Raw genomic sequence first — 21,883 nt, 5'->3', positions numbered from 1 at the left:
GAGTTCCTCGTGATTCGTCTATCCCGCCAGCGTGGCTTTACCCTGATGGAAATCATGGTGGTGATCTTCATCATCGGCCTGCTGATCGCCGTCATCGCTCCCAGCATCCTCGGCAGCCAAGACAAGGCCATGAAGCAGAAGGTGCTGGCCGACCTGTCCACGCTTGAGCAGTCGCTGGACATGTATCGCCTCGATAACCTGCGCTATCCAACCACCGAACAAGGCCTGCAAGCGCTGGTCAGCAAACCGGCCGTGGCGCCGCTGCCCAAGGCCTGGCGCGCCGATGGCTATGTCCGCCGCCTGCCCGAAGACCCCTGGGGCTCGCCTTACAAATACCGTTCACCCGGCCAGCACGGTCGTATCGACATCTACTCGCTCGGTGGCGACGGGGCCGAAGGCGGAGAGGGCACCGACGCCGATATTGGCAACTGGAACCTCTGAACGTGCGCCGCGCAGCCCAAGGCTTCACCCTGCTTGAACTGATGGTGGTGCTACTGATTGTCGGCCTGATGAGCAGCCTGAGCGTGGCTTGGCTTGAGGGCGGTCAGGCACCGGTGCGCCGTGCGCTGCAAGCACTGGCCAGTGAAAGCGCGACCCAGGCAGCCCGTGCCCGGCATGAGGGGCGGGTGCTGGGGCTGCGCTGGAACGGCACGGCGCCCGAGTTTGTGTCCCTGCAAGTGCAGGGCGCCCAAGCCTTCTGGCGTGCTGATGTGACAAGCAAAACCCTTTGGCCTGCGCAATTGCGTCCCGATTGGCCCGTCAGTGCGAAGCCCCAGGTGGTGTTCACACCCTGGGGCCTGCAGCAGCCTGCAACGGTCACCTGGCACTGGGCCGACGGCCAGGCCCGCTGGCGCTGGGGGCGTGACGGGCGCCTGGACATGGCAGGTTCGCCATGAAGCGTCAGCGTGGATTTACCCTGCTGGAAGTCACCGTGGCCCTGAGCATTGCCGCGCTCATGGCGGTGATGGTCAGCCAACTGTTACGCCAGCGCATTGCCCTGCAGCACAGCCTGGAGGGGCAGCGCCTGGGCAGCCTGTGCGCGCGGGAACTGGAAACCCGCTTTCGCGTGGAAGGCTATTGGCCAACGGCCCGGCACGTTGAGGGGACGTTGCGCCAGGGGCCGCAGATTTGTCACTGGCGCATGACCCTGGGCAATACCGGCGTTGAGCGCACACGCCGCGGGGAGCTGGCCTTGTCGGCCGACGCGGCTGGGCTAGATCCGATCGGTCATTACACGCTGTTTTTGGTGCAGCGATGAAATCTCGGCAAGTAGGGCTGACCTTGCTGGAAATGCTGGTTGCCCTGGCCCTGACCGCCGTGCTGGGTGTGCTATTGGCCACCTTGGTCAACGGCTGGCTGCAGACGCGCGAGCGCTTGCAGGCGCTGGATGCCGGGCCGCAAGTGCTGGAGTTTTGCCTGTCGCTGGAGCGGCATTTCGATGCTCTGAACCTGCGTCAAATGTACGACCAGCGCCTGCCACGCACACTGCAATGGCTGGACTGGCAGCCGGGCACCCGACAGCTTGAATGGGTGGCCGCCAGCCACTGGCCAAGCGCCGACAACCCCAGCCGTCTGCAGCGCTTGCGATTGGGCTTCGATCCCGCAGGGCAACGGTTGCAGCTATGGCAGTCGGCAGACCTCTACGCGGCGGGTGTGCCGAGCTGGGCGTTGGCGCTGCAATTGCCAAACGTCGAGCGCCTGGCCTTCAGTTTTCATCAAGGCCAGCGCTGGCAGGCCTTTCCCTCCACTGTTCTAGCCCAACCCAATCGGGGGGTGCGCCTTGAGTTTCAACGCCAGGGCGAACCCTATGTATGCACCTTTGCCTTGCCGGACAGCCGACCATGATCGCCTTACCTTTCTCTATGAATGCCTGGCTGGCGGGCCGCCGTATGCCTGAATGGCTACTGTTGCGACCGGCCGCCGATGGCCACTGGCAATGGCTGCATTGGCGTGCTACCGGCCAGGGTGGTCAAGGCGACTGGCCGCCACCGGCCCACTGTCTCACGCTGGACATCGCCCTGGTTTTGCCAGCCACTGCGTGCAGCCATTTCGACGTGCCGGCACCGCCTGGCCTAAAGCCTTTCGAGTGGCCGCAGTTACTCGAAGAGTACCTTCTGCAACCGCCCCGAACGCTGCAAGTGAGCTGCCTTGGCAAACTGCATAAGCGCCTGCAATTGCTGGTGGTACAGCGTGAACAACTGCAGCAATGGCTCAGTAACTGTGAGGCCCAAGGCGCGCGGATCACCCGTGTCTGGGCCGAGCCACAACTGCTGGCGGAGGGTGTACAGGCCTGGGAGCGTGAGGCTGATCATGTGCTCAAGCTTGGCGCTGGGGATGAACGTCGGCGCTGGTTGGTCTGGCCCAAGGCGCTTGGCGATTTACCCACTGGCACCGGCTTAGGGCCGGTCGAATCCGGGGCCTGGCCCGCGGTGACGGTGGACTTGAACACACTGCCCAGCGTCTTTGCGCTGGGTCGTCCTGCCATGCGTCGCTCGTTGCCGCTAAGCAGAGGCCACTGGCGACTGGCAGCCCTGTGCCTGGGGTTGGCGCTGACGTGGGGCACATTGGGGGTCTGGCAGGATTGGCAGTCCAGTGCCTTGGCCCGCGCCCAGGTCATGGCCGTGACCGGGCCGGCGGCGACTGCCCAGCAGGCCGGGCGCCTGTTGCAGCGAATGCAGCGCGAACAAGCGGATGCCCGGATACGCCAGCAGCAGATCGGGGCCTTGGAAAAGGCCATCGACACTTGGCTTGAGGGTGAACCGCAGTGGCAGTTATCCAGCAGCGACTACAACGGCAAGCGCTGGCACATCAGCCTGGCCGGTGCGGGCAGCATACCGCCTGCGATGCAATGGCAAGCCCTGGCCGAAGACGCCGGGGCTCGCTTGCAAACCGCCCGCAGTGATGCGGGCCTTGAGCTGAGTTTTGAATGGGAGGCGCCCTGATGGCTGTTCAGGCGTGGTTGCAGTCGATACGCGAAATGCCGCCCGCACGCCGCCGATTGTTGCTGGGTGGTTGGGCGCTGGTGCTGTTCTTGATGGCCTACCTGGCTGCCAACCCCCTATTCCACGCCTGGCAAGAGGCGCGGCAATGGCGTGACCTGGCGCAGCAGGCCCGCGCCATCGGCCCCACCCAGAGCCTGAGCGCCGAACGTCTGCAGTCGCTGGCCTCTGCCCGGCACATTGTCCTGACTCGCCTGGAGGCCGTGGATGGCCAGTGGCATCTGCAGGGTGAAGTGGACCAACCGCAGGCGATACAACAGCTGATGCGCGGCGTGCAGGAGCAGGGCGCGGTGGTGCAGCAGTGGCGGATCGAACGTCAGGGCCAGCGGTTGAGCTTCAACCTGCTCGTGGCGGTGCGTCCGTGAACCTGTGGTTATCGGGATGGGCAGCGCTGGTGTTTGGCCTGACCCTGCTGGTACAAGCACCGGCGGCCTTTTACCTGCAGCGCATTGCCTGGCTGGGTGCGGCACAGCCGCAAGGCATCAGCGGCACACTCTGGCACGGGCAAATGGCTTCGCTGGGTGAGCTGGATCAACTGGCCTGGAGCCTTCGCCCGTGGGCCGGCGAAGCACGCTTGCGAGCGGGATTGCAGCAACAGGATTGGCAATTGACCTTGAGAGGCTTGCCATGGAACTGGCGCGCCGAGTTGCAACCGACCATCCATGGCCGAGCCGTTCAGGCCGACTGGCAGATGGATGGAGAGTGGCAAGGCCGCGTGCAGCTTCAAGGCAGCGGTCTGCAATGTCGCGCCGCTCAAGGGCAATTGGTAGGGCGAAACCTGGGGCTGCTGGCGCCATGGACGATACCCTTGGGGGCAGGGCGCTTGAGTCTTACGTGTGAGAACGGCCAGGTTCAGCTGGCAGGCCAGCTTGAACGGGCGCAGCAGCATTCGATTACCTTCAAGGCTGATCTGGCGAGTCGAAGTGTACAGCTGTCGGGAACTTTGGAGTCGAATGCGACCTTGCAGGCGCCGTTGCTGCAGGCGCATTGGTTGAAGGCGGGAGAATCGGGTTTCAGTCGCAGGATACAGTGGTGAAGTCGGGACCGTGAAACGGCCCCAGTCCTGCGCCTCGATTACCGTCAACCGCGGCCCATGCCGATCAGGGGTAGGAGCCGAGCTTGCTCGCGAGAGGCCATATCTGACACCGCGTCGACCCAATCGCCGGCAAGCCGTGCTCCTACCGACGGAGGGGCCATGCCTGGACGTCGCGGTGAGCCGATCGCCTGTAGGAGCCGAGCTTGCTCGCGATGGCGTCAGTCCTGACCCACCGCGTTGGCCCAATCGCCGGCAAGCCATGCTCCTACCGGCTCAAATCCGCGCCAGCGCCTGGGCCAGATCAGCCCGCAAATCCTCGACATCCTCGACTCCCACTGACAAGCGCACCAGTGCATTTCACAGCCTCATAAATGATATCGCCTGACCACTCGCCTACCTTGTACATGGCGGGCTAGAAAAGGCCGAGTGCGTCGAGTGCGGAAAGCCCCAATAATACCGATAGGAAAAAAACACCGGCCCAGTGCAATACGATCAGCCTGCGTTTAAGATCGGCAGGAAAGTTCTTTAGATCCTCAGCGCTGGCCCCTCCGTCGCGCAGGTAGAGACGAGGTATAGTGGTTACACCTATTATCGCGCCCAGTACAAACAATTTCCCGCAAGGGCCTCCGCTTTTTAAGGGGGCTCGGATCATAACAGCGGGACAATTTTTCAAATAATCTAACATTGCATCGAGCTTGGTGTAGGCAAGGTGCAATGCAATGCCAAGGAATACGAACACGCCTCCAAACCCAAATAAGCTGACACAGAGGAAAACCTTGTCAGCAGTACTAACGCTCATTGAGTGACCTCGTAAAAAGCAGTAGTTACCCCCTAGTGAGTTTGCCGAAGATAAATAGCACTATCATCACAGTAATAAGCCCCCACAAGATCCACTGCATCACTGCGAGCTTTCGTTTAAGTGGCGCGGGGAAGTTTTTTAAGTCGTCGATACTGACCCCACCATGTTTGAGATAGATGCCGGGGAATGTAACGACCCCTGAGATACCCCCCACTAACAGCAATTTACCCCAGGGGCCTCCGTACCTGAGCGGTGCCCGCCTCATGATCGCCGAGCAATTTTTCAGACGCTCCAGCATCTCGTCCATCCAGGTATAAGCCAAATGTAGCGCAACCCCGAACCAAAGAATAATTCCCCCAAAATCGATTAACGCAACACTGAGAAATATTGTGTCAGCGGTGTTCAGGCTCATTTTACAGCCTCATAAATGATATCGCCTGACCACTCACCCACCTGTGAACCTACGGCACCTGCACCCAAAGCGCCGACGCCTACCACTACCAGACCACACACCAACAGCCCAGCCCCACCAGTTGCCACCCCTAACCCTACACAAATAGCTCCCGTTGTAGCCCCTGTTAGCCCTATGCCGACTGCTGCCCCACCAACTACTGCGCCAATGAAACTGCCGCCTTCAGTAAATTTCGCGCGCTCGCAAGCCTTGGCATCACCAGCCGCACACACGTCTTGAACTTTCATGTATGAGGCGCCGCCACCGACTGCGGTGCCTAGCCAGCCGCCGTACTTGACGTATTTGGCAGCCTTGGCCACCCCGTTTATATGCGTGGCATAACCGGGGATCTGACCGGGCGCTCCGGCCTGGCTCCAACGATGTACCAGGCTACGGCTGGAAATCCCCAGGGCGCTCTTGAGGTTTGGGTGGTCGGGAAAGCCGATGCTCTTTTTAGTCAAGCCTGTGAGGTGGGTATCGAGCTGACCAAGCAAGCGCTTACGTTCGGCAAAAAACTCAGGTGAACGCAAGTGCCCATCACGCTGGAAGGTGCGTTGGTGCAAATCCTCAATGTCGCGTAGCGAGCCCTTCACGCTTTCCAGGTTCTTGGCAAAGATTGCCTCTGCGATGCCGATAGCGACGGAGCCGTGAGTGAGGAACGACACTATTTCGTCGTGGTGACGCGTCATGAAATCAGTCTCCTCAGGTGTCAGGTCCTGAAGCGTTGCATTCACTTTCTCCGCGGCTGCCATCAATTTCGCTTCTTCATGCGTACAGCGCTGGTTGTTTGGGTCGCTGAGCACGATCATCTGCCCCGCTTTGACCTGATCCAAATTCGGGTTGAGTGCCCTGAACTTGGCGATGACGGCGGGGTTAGGCGAGGTGAACAACTGAGCTTCTAATTGGTCCGCCGTCGTGCTTTTGGGGACGATATAGAACCCCGGGGCGTGTTCTTCGATCGGTGCAGGCCAAAGCTCACGAGGGAAAAACTTGAGGCTTTCGGCGGGGGACGGCGGCGGTGCGGCTAGCTTTGTGGGCTCGGTATTGGAGTTTGTCTTGAGGTTTTGAGCGTGAGCAAAGCGCAACAGCCGCTCGGGGTCGCGTTTTAATACGCCTCGGGTGAGCCCCATCAGCGGGATGCGCTTGACCGAATAAGGGATTGCGTCCTGGCCGTTGCGCGCTAGGACTCGCGACTGATTCAGGAGGTCGCGCTGCTCGTGCAGTATGGCCTGTATGGCTTGTGAAGGGGTCTTGTGACCCAGCGCCACATCATCGGCAATACGCTTGGCGTAATAGGCGACTTCCCGATTGAACTGTACACGCGCAATACCGAAATCTAGATGGCGAGCACTGATCGTGTGGGCCTGTGCGATCAGCTTGCCAGCGGCACTCTCGACATCCCAATAGTCATAACGGTTCGGATTCATCCCTCCTCACCCCACGCACTGTAGCCTGTGGTCCCTGCCAAGTGGTGGGTCCAGTACACGTCACGGTAGCGGATCGCCAACTGTTCTTCAGGCTCGGCGTCACCGTGCAATACCGCATGAGGCATCTCCAGTGTGAGATCGGCAATGACGCCACCCGTGATCGACACCGAATAGAATTTTTCCTGGATGCCGAAGCTAGACACGCGGTAGAAATTAATTGTGCAGTTGATTTCCTCTCGGCTTGAGAGTGCTTTAGCGAGTAGTGGAGATGATTTATCAATGCCTTTGGTGATGATGATCGGGCTGTGGGTGGGCTTATTGATATTTCCAATATTCGCCAGGTTGTGGTGGTAAGCCAGCACCATGATCTCGTCGGTGTGGGCAGATTGATACTTGTTGCCGATGGAGTCCGGGGTTGAACAACCCGCTGAAATCAATCCTTGAGTCTTACCGGTGATGGTCATGTAACCGGGGTTCGCCATACGTGCCACTCCTTATTTTCAGGCCGGCAGTCTATGGCGAAGGGGGCGGGGCAGGCTGTAGGACGGTTCCGAAAAAATATTCAAAATATGTCGCGCTTAGGCCTCCAGGCCCAGTCCTGCGTCTTGATCACCGTCAACCACGGTCCATGTCGATCAGGGGTAGGAGCCGAGCTTGCTCGCGAGAGGCCATATCTGAAACACCGCGGTGGCTTCATCGCCGGCAAGCCGTGCTCCTACCGGCCTAGATCCGCGCCAGCGCCTGGGCCAGATCAGCCCGCAAATCCTCGACGTCCTCGACCCCTACCGACAAACGCACCAGTGCATCGCCAATACCCAGCGCTGCCCGGGTTTGTGCCGGGATAGTGGCGTGGGTCATGATTGCCGGATGCTCGATCAGGCTTTCAACGCCGCCCAGGCTTTCGGCCAGGGCGAATATCTGCACCGCCTCCAGAAAGCGCTTGGCGCCGGCCAGGTCTGTGTTCAAGTCCAGGGAGATCATCCCGCCAAACTTACGCATCTGCCGCTTTGCCAGCGCGTGTTGTGGGTGGGAGGGCAGGCCGGGGTAGTACACCCGCGCCACTTGCGGTTGGCGCTCCAGCCAGGTCGCCAGTTCCAGCGCGTTGCTGCAGTGTCGCTCCATGCGCAGTACCAGGGTTTTCACCCCGCGCAGGGTCAGGAAGGCATCGAAGGGGCCGGCGATGGCGCCCACTGCGTTTTGCAAAAAGCCCAGGCGCTCGGCCAGTTCGGCGTTGTGACCGACCACCGCAATGCCGCCCACCACGTCGCTATGGCCGTTCAGGTATTTGGTGGTCGAGTGCACCACGATGTCGAAGCCCAGCTCCAGCGGGCGCTGTATCCAAGGGCTGGCGAAGGTGTTGTCGGCTACGCAAAGGATGCCTCGCTCGCGACAGATGCGCGCCACGGCAGACAAGTCGACCAGGCTCAACAAGGGATTGCTCGGCGTTTCGACGCAGACCATGCGCGTGTCTTCCTGGATCGCCTGTTCGAAGGCGTGCAGGTCGGTCAGGTCGACAAAGCTGAAATGATGCCCTGCGCTGCGTCGGCGAACCCGTTCGAACAGCCTGAAGGTCCCGCCATAAAGGTCATTGCCGGAAATGATATGCGACCCTGCATCGAGCAGTTCCAACACCGAGGAAATCGCCGCCAGCCCGGAAGCAAAGGCGAAGGCCTGGGTGCCGCCTTCCAGGTCCGCCACACAGCGCTCCAGCGCCCAGCGCGTGGGGTTGTGGGAGCGGCCGTAGTCCAGGCCCTTGTGTACGCCGGGGCTTTGTTGCATGTAGGTGGAATTGGCGTAGATCGGCGGCATCAGCGCCCCGGTGGACGGGTCCGGTGATTGGCCTGCATGGATCACTCGGGTCGCAAAGGCCCGTGGCGGGCCCGCCTCGTCATGCTGGCTCATGGCAGGGATTTCCTCAGGTGGTTGAGCAGGTCGACGCGGGTGATCAGGCCATGGAAGCCCGAGGCGTCGGCGATAATCGCCACCAGGCCACGGTCGAGTTCGGAGCGCAGTTCGGCAAGGCTGGCACTCGGCGCAAGCGTCTCCAGGGTGCCAGTCATGGCGCTGGCGACCGTCATACGCAGGTTGGCAGGGTCTTCGTGGATGCCCAGCAGGATATCCGACTCGTCGATCACACCGATCAACCGGCGTCCGTCGACCAGCACCGGCAGTTGCGAGACGTCAGCCAGGCGCATGCGCTGAAAGGCAGTCAACAGCGTGTCGTCCGGGCCCACGCTGATCACCCGGCCATCCTCGAAGCGCCGTGCGATCAAGTCGCGCAGATCGCCGTATTGCTTGCGCTGCAGCAAGCCCTGGTCGATCATCCACTGATCGTTGTAGACCTTGGACAGATAGCGGGTACCGGTGTCGCAGACAAAGCTGACCACCCGTTTTGGCGAGGTTTGTTCGCGGCAATAACGCAGGGCTGCTGCCAGCAGGGTGCCGGTGGAAGAGCCGCCGGGAATGCCTTCGGCGCGCAGCAGTTGGCGGGCATGCTCGAAGCTTTCTTCATCGCTGATCGAGTAGGCATGGCGCACGCTCGAGAGGTCGGCAATCGAGGGGATGAAGTCTTCGCCGATGCCTTCCACGGCCCAGGAGCCGGGTGTGATGAGGGTGCCGCTGCGGCTGTATTCGGCCATCACCGAGCCGATCGGGTCGGCCAGCACCATGACCAGGTTTGGCTGTACACGACGAAAGAAGCGGGTCAGCCCCGTCAGGGTGCCGGCCGAGCCCACGCCGACGACGATGGCATCGAGATCATGCTGGGTTTGCGCCCATATTTCCGGGGCGGTGCTGCATTCATGCGCCAAGGGGTTGGCGGGGTTATTGAACTGATCGGCAAAGAATGCGCCGGGAATCTCGGCGGCCAGTCGTCCGGCAAAGTCCTGGTAGTAGTCGGGATGGCCCTTGCCGACATCGGAGCGAGTGATATGCACTTCAGCGCCCATGGCCTTGAGGTGCAAGACCTTTTCGGTGGACATTTTGTCGGGTACCACCAGCACCACCCGGTAGCCTTTGGCGCGGCCCACCAGCGCCAGGCCCAGGCCGGTGTTGCCGGCGGTGGCTTCGACGATGGTCCCGCCCGGTCGCAGGCTGCCATCGCGTTCGGCGGTGTCGATCATCGCCAGACCAATGCGGTCCTTGATCGAGCCACCGGGGTTCTGTGATTCAAGCTTGAGAAACAGTGTGCACAACCCGGTATCAAACCGGCTGACGCGCACCATTGGCGTATTGCCAATGAGCGCCAGGACGGCGGGACTGGAGTGGTTGGGCATGTGTCACCTCCCTGCGGTCAGTCTTGCCTGCAGGTGCAGGCAATGCCTCGCTAGGAACATAGGCGGGGATTGCCCCCGCCGCAACCATGCCCGACCAACCGGTCGTTAACGCAGTGCGGTGTGTTGCGAGCCGCGCACCTGGATCAAACCACGGGTAGTGCCGATGTAGAGCGCTCCGTCCGGGCCGATCGACATTGAGCTCCAGTTGTTGTCGAACGCCTTGCCTTGGCCGGTCGGGATCTTCAGGACCTGTTTGCCGGTCTTGAAATCCAGGCCAACCACTGACCAGTCCTGAGTGCCCTCGGGGTGGCTATCAACGTTGTAGTAATAGGCAATACCGTTGCCGGTCGACAGCTTGGCGACCGAGGAGGGTGCCTTGATCGGCGACGTCCAGACCGTATCGCAGCCGCTTTCGTCTTCCCGGACATCGACCCGCACGACACCCCCGCTGATGGCGCTCCAGTCCTTTTGCAGGTGGGCGCTTTTGTACCCGGAGTTGTTTTCCAGCAGGATCGAACGTCCCCAGCCGATCATTGAGTTATCGGTGGCGCTGTGGTTGTCGGTAAATACCGGGACGCGGCAGATTTCGCGCTGCTCACCTGCTTGCAGTTCGCCCCTGCGCAACACCACGATATTGATCCTGGGGCTGGCGTTGTCGGCGAAGGTGATGTAGCGCTCGCCCAACAGCGTCGGGGTGGTCCCGCTGCCCTGGTTGATGGTGCCGACCTTGCGTTCGTCGCCCCGGTCATAGGCTTGGCGCCACAGTTGCTGGGGCATGCCGTGTTCATCGGCGGCAAAGGCGTATTGGGCATGGTCTGACAGCACGTAGACGGCGCGGTTGTCCATGGCGATGGCGTTCTGGATTTCTTCATTCGCCAAGCGCACCTGTTGCACGTTCCCCGTCTCGGGGTTGAGCGTGCCGACACGACCGTAGCGCGTCAGCCACCAGTATTGCCCCTTGGCGTCAGGCATCACGGTGGTGATCATGTCGCACTCACCAGACGGGAACCAGTTGTCGTAGTTCTGGCAGTCGTGGGGCACGTGAGGGCGCATGTCCCATTGTTTTTCAAGCGCAAAGTGCCATTGACCGGCTTCTTCCTTGACGGCGATGCGCTGGATGATCTGGCGGCTGTCGCCCAGGACAATGCGATCCTTGTTGTCGAGAAACAGGTAGGCGCCGCCCGAAGAGTCATTCATCTGCAGGCTCATGTCGCGATGCACCAGCGCCTGGAAGGAGCTGGGACGCAGCGGCAGGTCGTAGTAGGCCAACATTTGCAGCGAGTTTGGATCGAGCAGCACCAGACGAAAGCCGGTCAGGCCGCCGCACATCGAGATGATCTTGCCGTCGCTGCGGTAGACATAGGTCGCGCATTGGCGTGGCAGCCAGTTGCCGGCCTGGCGTGTGCGCACTTCCATGGAGGTCCCCATGGGCGCGCTGGCCGGGTGGGTGTCGGACTGGAATCCGTCACCGTGCATGGTGCCTTGCCCTGATGGCGCGAGATAGGGGTGGGCTTCTATCGTGCCGGGGACCGGTGCGGGCTTGAAGCTGTTGTCCCATTGCACGGCTGCCGAGGATTGGCCCTGGATAGGCACCGCTTCGGTACGTTCGTGATTGGCGAAGGGCAGCAGTGCAAAGGGCAGTAAAAAAATGGCCGCTGTGCTGGCGGCCAGGATCCATCTCTTTTTCATGATCAGTTCCTTGTAGGAGCACGGCTTGCCGGCGATGGCGATCTCTGGGACGCCATCGCGAGCAAGCTCTGCTCCTACAGGCGACTTCAGGGACGCCATCGCAGGCAACCAGGGTTTTAGCGGCCTTCAGCTCGCAGGGCATCCGGGGTGTACATGTCCGCTGTGAGCTTGAGGTTGTTCATGATCGGGCCTTTGCGCTCTTCGTTGGTCAGCCCGTACGCGGTGTATTGCAGCGAGTTGAGGTCATAGAAAATCTGTACCCCCGAAATCGGCAACTTCGCGTCTGGATGCTGGAAGTAGTTCATCATCGCGTGCTTCCAGATTTTGCCTCGGGCGTCAAAGTTGTCCGCCAGGGTGCCCGCCCAGGTGTCTTCGTCCAGGTAGATGACCCGTTTGCTGTAGACATGGCGATAGCCAGGCTTGAGCGTCGCTTCCAGCACCCAGACCCGGCGCAGCTCAAAGCGCAGGTAGTCGGGGTTGGGGTGAACCGGTGTCAGCAGCTCGCTGTACTTGACCTGGCCGCTGTTGACGCGAAAGGCGTTGACCGGAATGTAGATTTCTTTCTTGCCCAGGTTCTTCCACTCGTAGCGCTCAGGCGAGCCGTTGAACAGGCGGTCATCGTCGATCACCATGGTGCCGTTGGTGCCGATCATCGGTTGGTCGAAGCCAAACCCTGGCAGTTGGCGGACGCGTCGGGTGCCGGGGTTGTAGCTCCAGGCATTACGGCCCTGGGTGCTCCAGTCGTAGAAGTCCTGGGCCACGGTATTGACCCCGGCTTCGCGTTGCGGCTGGATGGTGAGGTTCCAGGAGAAGGCCCGCACGCCCTCCGTTGCCGCTTGCGCATCGGGATTGTTGGCCGGGTTCAAGCCGCGCAGGCGGGTCTTGCCCCAGCCGATGCTGCCGTTGGGCAATACCGAGGCGTTCGAACGGGTAACGTCCTGAGTCCAGGGGCCGGCAATCAGCGCGTGGTTCCACAACAGTTCCAGGCCGCTTTTAGGAATCGGGAAAGGCACTTGCCCCAGACCCTTGACGCCCATGCCGTCGTGTTCAAGCTGCGCGTTCAGGGCATTGACTTTGACACGGTCGCACACGTACTTGGGCACGCCAAAGATGCGCTTGCCGGCATAGATATTCATCTTGTAGCTGCTGGGGTATTTCTCGAACAACACTTTCTGGCCGTCAGTCAGGTGTTCGGCATGTTCCTTGTAGTTCTTCTGGGTCAGCACCCGCAACGGCGCCTCATCCTTGAAAGGGTCCACCGGTTGTTCACCGGAGTAGAGCTTATGATCCCAGCCCGGCACACGGTCGACGAACTCGCCGGTGAAGGCCGGAATGCTCCCGTCGGCATTGCCGGCGCGCTCGGCGCCCATGCACGTGAGGTTCTTGCCGAGTTGTTCGGCCTCCTCGGGAGACACTTTGGCAAAGGTACCACCGCTGGCCGCCATGCCGGTGAGTAGAGACAAGGCTAACGCGATTTTATTTTTATTAACGTTCATTCAAAACCTGCCCATATAGAAGATCAACGTGAAGCTGTTTGAGGGAGGGGTTGCTGACCCAGGTGCTTGAGTTTCTGCTTGAGGCTGAGCATGTGCTCTAGATAAACCGTGACTTCCTGGGTCGGGACACCTGGAATAATGCGTTTGGCGTACGCATCCAGGGACACTTGTAGAACCTCCTTGTTATCGGGTGCTGCAAAGTACGCCAGGTCCGCCAGCTTGCAGGCCAGGGCTGGGTTCGTGCCCTGCAACAGGCGAATGCGAGCGACGACTTTGTCGATCCCGCCGCTCAATTCCACCATCTCGCTGCCAAGGGCCGAGAGGGGGGCCGGCGACCAGTCGGATGGCACGCCATTCCACCAACCGCCGTCTTCCTTGATGACCATTTTGGCCACGTCCTGAAAGCGGTTGTAGGTTTCGGCCATGTCGGCGCGACCCTGCAACTGCTCGGGCAATTTGACCGAGGCAACAATCTCGTCGGGACGCTTGTCGGCATTCAGCCCACGGGCCACCTGGTTGACCGCCGAATCGAGCATGTCGGCGGAGGCCAGCAATTTGTCTTGGGCATCACTGGCCGACGTCATGGCTGCACCGTGCATCGGCAGTACCAGGGCTGGATTGGCCGCAGCCATCTCCCGCAACGCCTGTGCCCACTCGGCGACATGGCGCTGGCGCCGTTTGCCATTGCCGGCATTGAGCAAGAACGGCTGCCAATAATCGGCGCTCACCACCACTTTGCGCGTCGGCACATTGACCCACAGTTGATCGGCCGACTCGCCGCGGGCCTGGGTCAGGATGAAGTCCTCACCGCCAATGGTCAGGGTTTTTTGGCCGCTGAACGTTTCGGTCGGCAGGATGGTGTCTTCCATTCGCCTTGGCACATCGCGCGGGTCTTGGTTGTTCAGGCGCACGATCGAAAAGTTGACCAGGCGGGTGTCGATCGCCAGTTCCGAAAGATAAGCGTCGGTGGCGACGATGCGCGGCTTTTCACCTGCAGCCAACAGCGCCCAGGCGCCAAAGGCATGGTCGGCGTGGTGGTGAGTAATGATGATGGTATTGACGGGCTTGTCGCTGATCTTGCGCAGGGCCTCCAGCAGTGCCGGGCCTGCCGGGGCATAGCCGGAATCGACCAACACCAGGCCCTCGGAGGTCTCGAACACCGCGACGTTCACAAAGGGGAAGCGCAGCAGCCAAGTGCCCTTGCCGTGTTGCTCGACTTTGAGCATCGACCGGGCATCGGCTATCGCCGCTTGATCAGTGCGGCTGTACATGTGGTTGGCGATGGCTGGGGACATCGCGCCACCGAAGCCAGCGTTCGGGTTTGAGCGCAGGGTGTCGAGCACATTGGGGTATTGCTTCATCAGCTCGCTGCGCAGCTCAAAACGCTCGACGGCTTTTGGGTCGGGTGTTGTGGGTGCGTCGGCGTTTGCGCCTTGGAAAGCGAAGGTCAGGCAGAGCGATAACAGCGTTTTTTTATAATTGTTATGCATGTTCAAAAATAGCCTTCAGAGGATAAAGGACGTGCTCAAAGTGGGCGAGTTGGAGGGGTTGTACATCGTCCAGGTGGACTAACGCAGATGGTAGGGAAAATCGCGGGATCAAACGCTGGGCAAAGGCTGTCTACACTGCTTCTCACTTCCTGTTCTGGAGAACCTCAAAATGTCCAGCAAAAGCAAAAACACGATCTGCCTCTGGTACGACGGCGCTGCCTTGGAGGCTGCAACCTTCTACGCCAAGACATTCCCGGACAGTGCCGTCGGCACGGTCTATCGCGCGCCCGGTGACTATCCCGCGGGCAAGCAGGGGGATGTCTTGACGGTCGAGTTCACGGTGATGGGCATCCCTTGCCTGGGGCTTAACGGCGGCCCGGAATTCAAGCACAACGAAGCGTTCTCGTTTCAGGTGGCGACGGACGACCAAGCCGAAACCGACCGCTTGTGGAACGCCATTGTCGACAATGGTGGCCAGGAAAGCGCCTGCGGCTGGTGCAAGGATAAATGGGGGCTGTCGTGGCAAATCACGCCAAGGGTCCTGACGACTGCGATCGCCGACCCTGATCCCGCCAAGGCCAAGCGTGCGTTCGAAGCAATGATGGAGATGGGAAAGATCGATATCGCTGCGATTGAGGCCGCTTTGAAAGGCTGACCCAGCAAAGGCTGCCGGAAGCAGCCCTTGCTGGGGATCGGTAAAGGTTGGGTAAACCTAGTGCGTATTACCTTCCCACCACCAATTCCAGAACCCGGGCAATTGGACGGGCTGGGAGGTGTCTTGCACGGTGCGCGCCATGGCGGCTCGCAGCAGCGGCACTCGATCGTCGTAGAACGGCTTGTCCGCCGTTTTCACGCCGGTCTGGCGTGCACAGTCCATCAGGATCTGCAGGTACTCCTGCATATGCCGGGCGGTGTAGCGGTTGAGGTCGTGGAAGGTCACTACCACCGGAATCACCCCATCGACCACGGGTTGTTCCCCAGCGGCAATCTTCTCGCGCAGTTCGGCCAAGTGCTTGAGCAGGTTGGCCCGCCGTTGCGGGCTGGCGGTGATACCCCAGACCTTGCCGTCATTGGCACTCAGGTCGGTCAACAACACATGCAGGCCATGCCGTTGATAGGCGGCAAAAGTGCGTTTGTCGTAATTCCAGAAGGGCGGACGCACCAGCACCGGTGGCGCTCCGCTGATCGCGGCAATGTCGGCGGTTCCGTTGGTGAGTGATTCTTCCAGTACCTGTGGGTCTAGGGAGCGATGGTTGGTGTGCCAGGGCGTTGCTGTGTGAAACCCCAGGATATGACCTTCGTCATGCTCGCGGTGCATGATTTTCTTGCCAATCTCGCTACCCCCGGCCCTGGGTGCACGGGTCTGCACAAAAAAGACCGCCTTGATCCCCGGCTGTACAGGGTTATCGGCCAGGTCGTCGAGCACCGAACTCGAGGGGTTGTAGAACGAGGAGGCGCTGGGGCCGTCGTCAAAGGTCAGCAAAAAGCGGATAGGCGGCTGCGCCTGCAGCCGTTGTGCGGTTTGTGGCGTCAAGGCCATCGGCGGCCCGATACAACCGCCAAGGCTCGCTGCAATCGCCAGCACGCAGAGAAGGGTAAACATCGCTTTCATAGAGACACCAAGGTCCGATCAAACAGACAGAGGCGCGATTGTAACCTCTATTCCTCAAAACGACCGGTGGTGTCCCGATCGGTGCGCTCCGGGTAGGAGCCAGCCTTGCAGGCTGTGTGAAAACTCCGACAAAAGTCGACCCACTCAAAAAACGACCTCCTGTAATCGCGTACACGCGACGATCGACTAGTCGGGAGGGGGTCAAGTACCCCCTAAATCAACCAAATTTTGAGTTTTCACACAGCCTGCTTGGCTGCGATAGCCATAGGTATCTACACATCTTTTGGTGTACTGCATTTCGTAGCAGTGGACGAGTAGAACGAGGCCACGTCCGGCTGCGCAGCAGTCGTAAAACCTGGCACTTCAGTATTCAGATACACCGCGAGTACAGGCTTTGCGAGGACTACGTCCCCGGACCTGGCCTCGCTGAACTCGTCTACTGCTACGAATGTAGCCGCTGACGAGGTACGAGGCTGCGATCGGCAGCGAAGCGGCCGTAAAACCTGAGACCGTAATCCATCAGGCACACCGAAGGGCCTGAATTTACGACGGCTTCGCCGCCGATCGCAGCCTCGTACCTCGGCAGCGGCTACAAGAGCCGCGCTGCCCCAGAATTGTGTAGATACCTATGCTGCGATAGCATCACCGCGGTTCATCGTAGACCGCGGTGATGCTATCGCGACTAAAGGCTAGGCGCCCCCGTCGCTCCTACAAGGTTTTGATGTAGGCGATCAGGTTCTGGCGGCTTTGCGGATCGGCCTGGCCAGGGAACATCATCATGTTCCCCGGCAGCATGGTCGCCGGGCTGGTCAACCATTTGTCCAGGTTGGCTTCATTCCATTGAAGGTTAGCGCCTTGCAGGGCCGGGGTGTATTTGAACGCCGGTGCCTGGCCGCTGGTGCGACCAAATACCTGGTGCAGGCTCGGCCCCATCAGGTTTTTACCCGCGTCCGGGCTGTGGCAAAAGCCGCACTGGGCGGTAAACAAGGCTTTGCCTTGCGCAGCGTCGCCTTGGGCCAGGGCAAAAGGAGCGGTCAGCAGCAGGGCGCTGGCCGCGAGCAGTTGGGTGTAAGTCATGGTGTTTCCTAACGGTCATAAAAACCCGCCAGACAAGGCTGGCGGGGTGGGCAAGAGCATTCAGAAGTTGTTGGCGAGGTCGATACCGGATTTGCCCGGTGCCAGGATGTTGTTCGGGTCCAAGGCACGCTTGATGGCATGTTCCACCTTGCGCTTGACCGGGCCGTAGCTCTGCGCCACACGCTCCTGGAAGGCGGTGTTGACGCGGTACACGGCGTAGCCTTCTTTCTCGAACACATCCAACAGCTCAGCAAAACAGGCGTTGGCACGCTTGGTTTCTTCAGGGTTTGAGCGGTCGTAAAGCACGTCGATCACGTGGTGCATGTCGCGCCAGCCGACGATGAATTCGCCGACATAGTCCAGGCCGTGCTTGTTCAGGGTTTTCTTGGCCAGCGCCTGTTGCTTGTCGCACTCGCTGCCACGGGCCTGGCTCACCGGGGCGAACCACATCGAGCCACCACCGCCACGCCAGTTGTACAGGCCAAACTCCTGCAAGTTCGGCACGCCCGACATCAACTGCGCACGGTACTTGAACGGCTGGGTATCACCGGCTTCTTCCTGGGTGATGATCTTTCCCTTGCCCAGTTGCTTGAGGGCGCCGGTGACGATGTTCCAGTTCACCTCGACCTGCTCTTTAGTGCCGTACAGAGCGGCGTAGACGTTCCAGGCGCCAAGACCCTTGTCTTTCTGGATCTGCTTGAGGATGGCGTCGGAGGTCGCGCCCGGCTCGGTGGTGTAGTCGGAGCGACGGACGTTGCAGGTCGCGGCTTCCCACAACACGCCGGCGATCACCACCGAGTTGGGGATGACCTGGGCGATACGCAGCGGGCGGATGAATTCGACGATGTCGGCAATGTCCGAATCTTCGTCGAAACGGATCTCGAACGGCTTGAACACCGGCGGCTTGGGCATCAGCCAGAAGCCCATCTTGGTGCAGATGCCGTAGTTGGCCTGGGTGAACATGCCGTCCAGGGTCGGGCCATAGCCCCATTTGAATACTTGCCAGGCGTTGTCGCCTTTAACCCCACCCATGCCGGTGCGATACACGTCGCCGCTGGCCAGCACCACTTCCATGCCGCACTGCATCAAGAAGTGCTCGCCATAAGGGGTGTAGCCGACGCCACGGTCCATGGTATTGCCCAAGGGCCCGGCGATGGCCGATGGCGCGGAAAACGACAGCATCAAGGGCAGGTTGTTTTCCTGCAGGTAGTCGTAGAGCTGCTGGTAGGTCACGCCCGGTTCGACCAGGGCCGTGCAGAGTTCGGGGTCGACATGAAGAATCTTGTTCATCTTCTTCAGGTCCAGAATGATCTGGCCGCGTTGGCCAGGTGCCGCCGAGCCGTAGCCGAAGTTGCGACCGGTGGAAATGGTCCACACCGGGATCTTGTGCTCGTTGCAGATTTTCACCACGCCCTGCACCTGTTCGACGGTGGTGGCGGTCACGGCGGCAGACGGGACGTGCTCGGCGGTGTCCACGGCCATCATTATCTTGGTGTAAGGGACCAGTTGATCATCCTTGACCAGCACGTTTTCATCGCCCAGCAGCGCGCGGAACTTGGCAATGGCTTGGTCGAAGTGGGCGCTGTTGACGCCACGTGGGAGCAGCTTGTTGTTGGTATTGTCAGACATCGATCAGCTCCTTCAAGCCTCTATCGAAAACGAAACGAAATGACCGGTCATCGGCGACGGACGGCTACCGAGCAGCGGTGCCTGGCCAAGGTCGGCGGTGCCCAGGGTGGCCAGGGTGTAGCCCAAGGTGGCGGCCCATTGCTCAGAACCTGCGTTGCTGCGCGCGGCGGCCGACAACTGCAGCGGTGCAGGTCGCCCCTGCAGCCGTTGCTCATGCAGCTTGAAGCCTGTGCCGCAGGCGTTCAGGTTCAGGCCCAATTGCGCAGCGCAGCCGCTGGCGGCTTCGGAACTGAGCAACTGGTGTTGTGAGCTGTTGGCCGTGGCGTGATGCTGGCCAACCCACTGCACGCGTGCGCCGGCACTGCGCGCAATGTCCAGGATCAGGGCAGCACTGGCATCGTCGACCAGGCCGATGATGCGTTGTGGCTGGCCACTGCGCAGGCGCTTTTCCAGGCCCAGGACAAAGTCCAGGCCCAGGTCGGTGCGTTGTACCTTGGCCTGCCGAGCCGTAGGGCTGGCGTTGATGCCTTCGACAAAGGCCGACTTGGCCACTTCGCCGCTGACCAGGGCCAACGTCGGCAGGGCCGTGCGGGGCCGGGTACCCAATACGCTATCGGCCATGGCCAGGCCCGAGCTGCCGATGGCAACACTCGCCAGGCCGCCCAGGGCCATGCCCTTGAGCAATGTACGACGTTCGACGTTCATGGTTGGATCCTCAAGGCTTGGCCGCCGGGGCCGGGCTTTTGGAAATGTACTCGCCCACTTGCTGCAGCGAGTTGTCGTCGATGAACGAGGCGGGGAAGGCGGGCATGGCCCTGAAACCATTGCGCACGATGGCGTGGATGTACTCAGGCGGCAATTGGCGGCCGGTAATCTGCGGGCCCACCTGATGTTCGTGGCAGTGGCCGCAGACTTTTGCGTAGACGTTTTCACCGCCTTTCCAGACGCCGTCGCCATCGGCAGCGGCGTGGCCAGCCAGCACAAGCAATGGCAGGGCAATACAAGCCGCCAAGGATCGTTTCGCCGCTGGGCGGTTGAGGAGTGAGGACATTTCGTACTCCATTTTCTTATTGGTAATGGGGTTCATCAAAGGCTGGGCTCAGAACGGGTAGTGCCGTGGCGCGTGCTGCAAGGTTATCCAGTGGTCGGTGGTGAACTCTTCGATGGCCCAGTCGCCGTTGAAACGACCCAGCCCCGAGTTTTTCTCGCCACCGAACGGCGCGTTGGGTTCATCGTTGACCGGGATGTCGTTGACGTGGGTCATGCCTGCGTGAATGCGCTGGGCGAATTGCACACCACGCTCAAGGCTTGAGGTGAACACCGCGCTGGACAGCCCGTATTCACTGCCATTGGCCAGTTCCAGGGCATGCTCGGCATCGCGGGCGGCCTGAATCCCGACCAGTGGGCCGAAGATTTCTTCGCGAGCGATTTCCATGTCGGCGGTCACGGCGCCAAACACATGGGGTGGCAGAACGTTGCCTTGGGCTTGCCCGCCGACCAGCATTTGCGCGCCTTCGGCCTGGGCGATGGCGATTTTTTCTTGCAGGCCAGCCAGTTGCTTGCTGTTGATTACCGGGCCAACGACGGTCTCGGCCTTGCTCGGGTCGCCATAAGGCAGTGCCTTGACGCGCTCGACGAAGCGTTCTGTAAAGGCTTCAAGCAGCGGTTGCTCGACGATGATGCGGTTGATCGCCATGCAGATCTGCCCTTGGTGCAGAAACTTGCCCACCACGGCGGCATTGACGGCCAGTTCGACGTCGGCATCGGCCAGGACCACGAACGGGCTGTTGCCACCCAGTTCCAGCGCGACATGCTTGAGGTGCTCGCCACCACTGGCGATGCGGCCGATATTGCGGCCCACTTGAGTGGAGCCGGTGAAGGAAATGAAGGCTGGAACGGGGTGTTCGACGAAAGCATCGCCAATCTCCGCGCCGGAGCCGACCACCACGCTGAGCACGCCCGCGGGCAGGCCGGCTTCTTCAAAGATTCGCGCCAGCAGCAGGCCGCCGGTGACGGGGGTATCACTGGCCGGCTTGACCACCACCGCGTTGCCCAGTGCCAGGGCGGGCGCCAGGGAGCGGGCGGTCAAGTGCAGCGGGAAGTTCCAAGGGCTGATGACACCGATGACACCCAAGGCTTTGCGGTAGACGCGGCTTTCCTTGCCCGGGACATTGGATGCCATGATGCGCCCATGCACACGGCTTGGCAGGCTGGCCGACTCAAGCGTAATGGCGCGCGCGGCGCCCCATTCGATCTGAGCCTTGATGCGGGTACTGCCAGACTCGCGAATGATCCAATCGATGATTTCTTCACGGCGCTCGTCAAAGATCCTGACGGCGGCAAGCATCACCTTGGCGCGCTCGGCAGGCCCTTTGGCGGCCCAGCCGGCCTGGGTTTCGCGCGCTTTGCGATAAGCCTCATCAAGGTCCTGACGATTGGCTTGGCGGATCTCAAGTAAGCGGATTTGGGTAAACGGGTCGAAGACTTCCAGCACACGGTCGGTACTGCCAGCACGCCATTGTCCGGCCAGCGGCTGTAAGTCAAGATTCTGATAGGCGAGGGGATTAGCGTTCATGGACTTCTCTCTCTTATTTGGGGCGACAGCACATCACTTGTCTTGGTTTTGAAAGTGTCTGGTATGCCTTAAACAACTTTCGTGCCAATGTTTTGATAAGAAATAAAAACCAATAAAAACAGAAGCTTATGTTGATTTTCAAAGAGAAAAAATTTTGCTACAGAAAAAAACAAAGCCGCCGTGCGCAGAAATTTATGCAGAGAAGTCATCAGGCTGCAGAAACCTCGACAGGCATAGAGTCTGGGCGATTATCGGATTAGTTATAGCTCAGCGCCGTCAGGCCAATGAACCGAAGATTGACCCCCTGAAAGGTCTGGGCATACTGAAA

Annotated in this window: 23 protein-coding genes and 1 pseudogene; 8 read left to right on the top strand and 16 right to left on the bottom strand. The window is 60.5% G+C overall.

Features of this window, described 5'->3' with window-relative positions; genetic code table 11:
- Positions 1 to 9 precede the first annotated feature (9 nt).
- Genes gspG through AC3IX4_RS15560 form a run of 7 tightly spaced genes read left to right on the top strand, consistent with a single transcriptional unit; the run spans position 10 to position 4,035 of the window.
- Positions 10 to 441 (top strand): type II secretion system major pseudopilin GspG, encoded by a 432-nt coding sequence (gspG, locus tag AC3IX4_RS15590; protein ID WP_489256345.1) that lies wholly within the window; start codon positions 10 to 12, stop codon positions 439 to 441.
- Positions 442 to 443: 2 nt separating this feature from the next.
- Positions 444 to 896 carry a type II secretion system minor pseudopilin GspH gene (gene gspH / locus AC3IX4_RS15585; RefSeq protein WP_489256344.1) on the top strand — a complete coding sequence of 151 codons (453 nt, stop codon included), beginning with the start codon at positions 444 to 446 and terminating at the stop codon, positions 894 to 896.
- Positions 893 to 1,258 (top strand): prepilin-type N-terminal cleavage/methylation domain-containing protein, encoded by a 366-nt coding sequence (locus tag AC3IX4_RS15580; protein ID WP_489256343.1) that lies wholly within the window; start codon positions 893 to 895, stop codon positions 1,256 to 1,258. Before gspH ends, AC3IX4_RS15580 begins: the two co-directional genes overlap by 4 nt.
- Complete coding sequence (locus tag AC3IX4_RS15575; RefSeq protein ID WP_489256342.1) at positions 1,255 to 1,845, top strand: PulJ/GspJ family protein; 591 nt, start codon at positions 1,255 to 1,257, stop codon at positions 1,843 to 1,845. Before AC3IX4_RS15580 ends, AC3IX4_RS15575 begins: the two co-directional genes overlap by 4 nt.
- A complete protein-coding gene (locus AC3IX4_RS15570) occupies positions 1,842 to 2,942 on the top strand; it encodes a type II secretion system protein GspL (RefSeq protein WP_489256341.1) in 1,101 nt (366 codons plus the stop codon). Before AC3IX4_RS15575 ends, AC3IX4_RS15570 begins: the two co-directional genes overlap by 4 nt.
- Positions 2,942 to 3,364 (top strand): type II secretion system protein GspM, encoded by a 423-nt coding sequence (gene gspM / locus AC3IX4_RS15565; RefSeq protein ID WP_489256340.1) that lies wholly within the window; start codon positions 2,942 to 2,944, stop codon positions 3,362 to 3,364. Before AC3IX4_RS15570 ends, gspM begins: the two co-directional genes overlap by 1 nt.
- Positions 3,361 to 4,035 (top strand): hypothetical protein, encoded by a 675-nt coding sequence (locus AC3IX4_RS15560; protein WP_489256339.1) that lies wholly within the window; start codon positions 3,361 to 3,363, stop codon positions 4,033 to 4,035. The genes gspM and AC3IX4_RS15560 overlap by 4 nt, the downstream gene beginning before the upstream one ends.
- Positions 4,036 to 4,308: 273 nt before the next feature.
- Here AC3IX4_RS15560 and AC3IX4_RS15555 read toward each other — a convergent pair.
- The 10 genes and pseudogenes from AC3IX4_RS15555 to AC3IX4_RS15510 form a co-directional block, all read right to left on the bottom strand.
- Positions 4,309 to 4,392 (bottom strand): annotated as a pseudogene (locus AC3IX4_RS15555) (PLP-dependent transferase); the annotation flags it as partial.
- Between the two features lie 55 nt (positions 4,393 to 4,447).
- A complete protein-coding gene (locus AC3IX4_RS15550) occupies positions 4,448 to 4,834 on the bottom strand; it encodes a hypothetical protein (protein WP_489256338.1) in 387 nt (128 codons plus the stop codon).
- Positions 4,835 to 4,859: 25 nt separating this feature from the next.
- A complete protein-coding gene (locus AC3IX4_RS15545; protein WP_489256337.1) occupies positions 4,860 to 5,246 on the bottom strand; it encodes a hypothetical protein in 387 nt (128 codons plus the stop codon).
- Positions 5,243 to 6,712, bottom strand: coding sequence for a hypothetical protein (locus AC3IX4_RS15540; protein ID WP_489256336.1), 1,470 nt, complete (start codon positions 6,710 to 6,712; stop codon positions 5,243 to 5,245). The genes AC3IX4_RS15545 and AC3IX4_RS15540 overlap by 4 nt, the downstream gene beginning before the upstream one ends.
- Positions 6,709 to 7,194 (bottom strand): Hcp family type VI secretion system effector, encoded by a 486-nt coding sequence (locus tag AC3IX4_RS15535; protein WP_489256335.1) that lies wholly within the window; start codon positions 7,192 to 7,194, stop codon positions 6,709 to 6,711. The genes AC3IX4_RS15540 and AC3IX4_RS15535 overlap by 4 nt, the downstream gene beginning before the upstream one ends.
- A 241-nt stretch (positions 7,195 to 7,435) precedes the next feature.
- On the bottom strand, positions 7,436 to 8,614 hold the full coding sequence (locus AC3IX4_RS15530; RefSeq protein ID WP_489256334.1) for a trans-sulfuration enzyme family protein: 1,179 nt from the start codon (positions 8,612 to 8,614) through the stop codon (positions 7,436 to 7,438).
- A complete protein-coding gene (locus tag AC3IX4_RS15525; RefSeq protein WP_489256333.1) occupies positions 8,611 to 9,987 on the bottom strand; it encodes a pyridoxal-phosphate dependent enzyme in 1,377 nt (458 codons plus the stop codon). Before AC3IX4_RS15525 ends, AC3IX4_RS15530 begins: the two co-directional genes overlap by 4 nt.
- A gap of 105 nt (positions 9,988 to 10,092) precedes the next feature.
- The gene (locus AC3IX4_RS15520) at positions 10,093 to 11,676 is read right to left on the bottom strand and encodes a hypothetical protein (protein ID WP_489256332.1); all 1,584 of its coding nucleotides are present in this window, start codon (positions 11,674 to 11,676) and stop codon (positions 10,093 to 10,095) included.
- A gap of 116 nt (positions 11,677 to 11,792) precedes the next feature.
- The gene (locus AC3IX4_RS15515) at positions 11,793 to 13,172 is read right to left on the bottom strand and encodes a DUF1329 domain-containing protein (RefSeq protein WP_489256331.1); all 1,380 of its coding nucleotides are present in this window, start codon (positions 13,170 to 13,172) and stop codon (positions 11,793 to 11,795) included.
- Between the two features lie 23 nt (positions 13,173 to 13,195).
- Positions 13,196 to 14,662, bottom strand: coding sequence for an MBL fold metallo-hydrolase (locus AC3IX4_RS15510; RefSeq protein ID WP_489256330.1), 1,467 nt, complete (start codon positions 14,660 to 14,662; stop codon positions 13,196 to 13,198).
- A 169-nt stretch (positions 14,663 to 14,831) separates the two neighbouring features.
- On the opposite strand from AC3IX4_RS15510, the gene AC3IX4_RS15505 reads away from it, so the two are divergent.
- Complete coding sequence (locus tag AC3IX4_RS15505; protein WP_489256329.1) at positions 14,832 to 15,317, top strand: VOC family protein; 486 nt, start codon at positions 14,832 to 14,834, stop codon at positions 15,315 to 15,317.
- A 57-nt stretch (positions 15,318 to 15,374) separates the two neighbouring features.
- Here AC3IX4_RS15505 and AC3IX4_RS15500 read toward each other — a convergent pair whose 3' ends face one another.
- The 6 genes from AC3IX4_RS15500 to pchA form a co-directional block, all read right to left on the bottom strand.
- Positions 15,375 to 16,274, bottom strand: a complete 900-nt coding sequence (locus tag AC3IX4_RS15500) for a polysaccharide deacetylase family protein (protein WP_489256328.1) — start codon at positions 16,272 to 16,274, stop codon at positions 15,375 to 15,377.
- A 708-nt stretch (positions 16,275 to 16,982) separates the two neighbouring features.
- Entirely contained in the window at positions 16,983 to 17,351 is a 369-nt protein-coding gene (locus tag AC3IX4_RS15495) for a c-type cytochrome (protein ID WP_489256327.1), read from the bottom strand.
- A 60-nt stretch (positions 17,352 to 17,411) separates the two neighbouring features.
- Positions 17,412 to 18,980, bottom strand: a complete 1,569-nt coding sequence (locus tag AC3IX4_RS15490) for an FAD-binding oxidoreductase (protein WP_489256326.1) — start codon at positions 18,978 to 18,980, stop codon at positions 17,412 to 17,414.
- Positions 18,981 to 18,992: 12 nt separating this feature from the next.
- On the bottom strand, positions 18,993 to 19,685 hold the full coding sequence (locus tag AC3IX4_RS15485; protein ID WP_489256325.1) for a hypothetical protein: 693 nt from the start codon (positions 19,683 to 19,685) through the stop codon (positions 18,993 to 18,995).
- 10 nt (positions 19,686 to 19,695) lie between these two features.
- Positions 19,696 to 20,031, bottom strand: coding sequence for a c-type cytochrome (locus tag AC3IX4_RS15480; protein ID WP_489256324.1), 336 nt, complete (start codon positions 20,029 to 20,031; stop codon positions 19,696 to 19,698).
- A 48-nt stretch (positions 20,032 to 20,079) separates the two neighbouring features.
- On the bottom strand, positions 20,080 to 21,555 hold the full coding sequence (gene pchA / locus AC3IX4_RS15475) for a 4-hydroxybenzaldehyde dehydrogenase (protein WP_489256323.1): 1,476 nt from the start codon (positions 21,553 to 21,555) through the stop codon (positions 20,080 to 20,082).
- Positions 21,556 to 21,883: the final 328 nt, after the last annotated feature.

The sequence above is a fragment of the Pseudomonas sp. KH_021 genome (genome assembly GCF_057838865.1).
This window is presented reverse-complemented; position numbering and strand designations above follow the sequence as displayed.

Coding starts and splice junctions, on each gene's coding strand:
- AC3IX4_RS15515 (WP_489256331.1), bottom strand. CDS start 13,172: ATGAACGTTAATAAAAATAAAATCGCGTTAGCCTTGTCTCTACTCACC.
- AC3IX4_RS15520 (WP_489256332.1), bottom strand. CDS start 11,676: ATGAAAAAGAGATGGATCCTGGCCGCCAGCACAGCGGCCATTTTTTTA.
- AC3IX4_RS15540 (WP_489256336.1), bottom strand. CDS start 6,712: ATGAATCCGAACCGTTATGACTATTGGGATGTCGAGAGTGCCGCTGGC.
- AC3IX4_RS15485 (WP_489256325.1), bottom strand. CDS start 19,685: ATGAACGTCGAACGTCGTACATTGCTCAAGGGCATGGCCCTGGGCGGC.
- AC3IX4_RS15545 (WP_489256337.1), bottom strand. CDS start 5,246: ATGAGCCTGAACACCGCTGACACAATATTTCTCAGTGTTGCGTTAATC.
- AC3IX4_RS15580 (WP_489256343.1), top strand. CDS start 893: ATGAAGCGTCAGCGTGGATTTACCCTGCTGGAAGTCACCGTGGCCCTG.
- AC3IX4_RS15550 (WP_489256338.1), bottom strand. CDS start 4,834: ATGAGCGTTAGTACTGCTGACAAGGTTTTCCTCTGTGTCAGCTTATTT.
- AC3IX4_RS15490 (WP_489256326.1), bottom strand. CDS start 18,980: ATGTCTGACAATACCAACAACAAGCTGCTCCCACGTGGCGTCAACAGC.
- AC3IX4_RS15535 (WP_489256335.1), bottom strand. CDS start 7,194: ATGGCGAACCCCGGTTACATGACCATCACCGGTAAGACTCAAGGATTG.
- AC3IX4_RS15480 (WP_489256324.1), bottom strand. CDS start 20,031: ATGTCCTCACTCCTCAACCGCCCAGCGGCGAAACGATCCTTGGCGGCT.
- AC3IX4_RS15570 (WP_489256341.1), top strand. CDS start 1,842: ATGATCGCCTTACCTTTCTCTATGAATGCCTGGCTGGCGGGCCGCCGT.
- AC3IX4_RS15575 (WP_489256342.1), top strand. CDS start 1,255: ATGAAATCTCGGCAAGTAGGGCTGACCTTGCTGGAAATGCTGGTTGCC.
- AC3IX4_RS15530 (WP_489256334.1), bottom strand. CDS start 8,614: ATGAGCCAGCATGACGAGGCGGGCCCGCCACGGGCCTTTGCGACCCGA.
- AC3IX4_RS15495 (WP_489256327.1), bottom strand. CDS start 17,351: ATGACTTACACCCAACTGCTCGCGGCCAGCGCCCTGCTGCTGACCGCT.
- AC3IX4_RS15505 (WP_489256329.1), top strand. CDS start 14,832: ATGTCCAGCAAAAGCAAAAACACGATCTGCCTCTGGTACGACGGCGCT.
- gspM (WP_489256340.1), top strand. CDS start 2,942: ATGGCTGTTCAGGCGTGGTTGCAGTCGATACGCGAAATGCCGCCCGCA.
- AC3IX4_RS15500 (WP_489256328.1), bottom strand. CDS start 16,274: ATGAAAGCGATGTTTACCCTTCTCTGCGTGCTGGCGATTGCAGCGAGC.
- pchA (WP_489256323.1), bottom strand. CDS start 21,555: ATGAACGCTAATCCCCTCGCCTATCAGAATCTTGACTTACAGCCGCTG.
- AC3IX4_RS15510 (WP_489256330.1), bottom strand. CDS start 14,662: ATGCATAACAATTATAAAAAAACGCTGTTATCGCTCTGCCTGACCTTC.
- AC3IX4_RS15525 (WP_489256333.1), bottom strand. CDS start 9,987: ATGCCCAACCACTCCAGTCCCGCCGTCCTGGCGCTCATTGGCAATACG.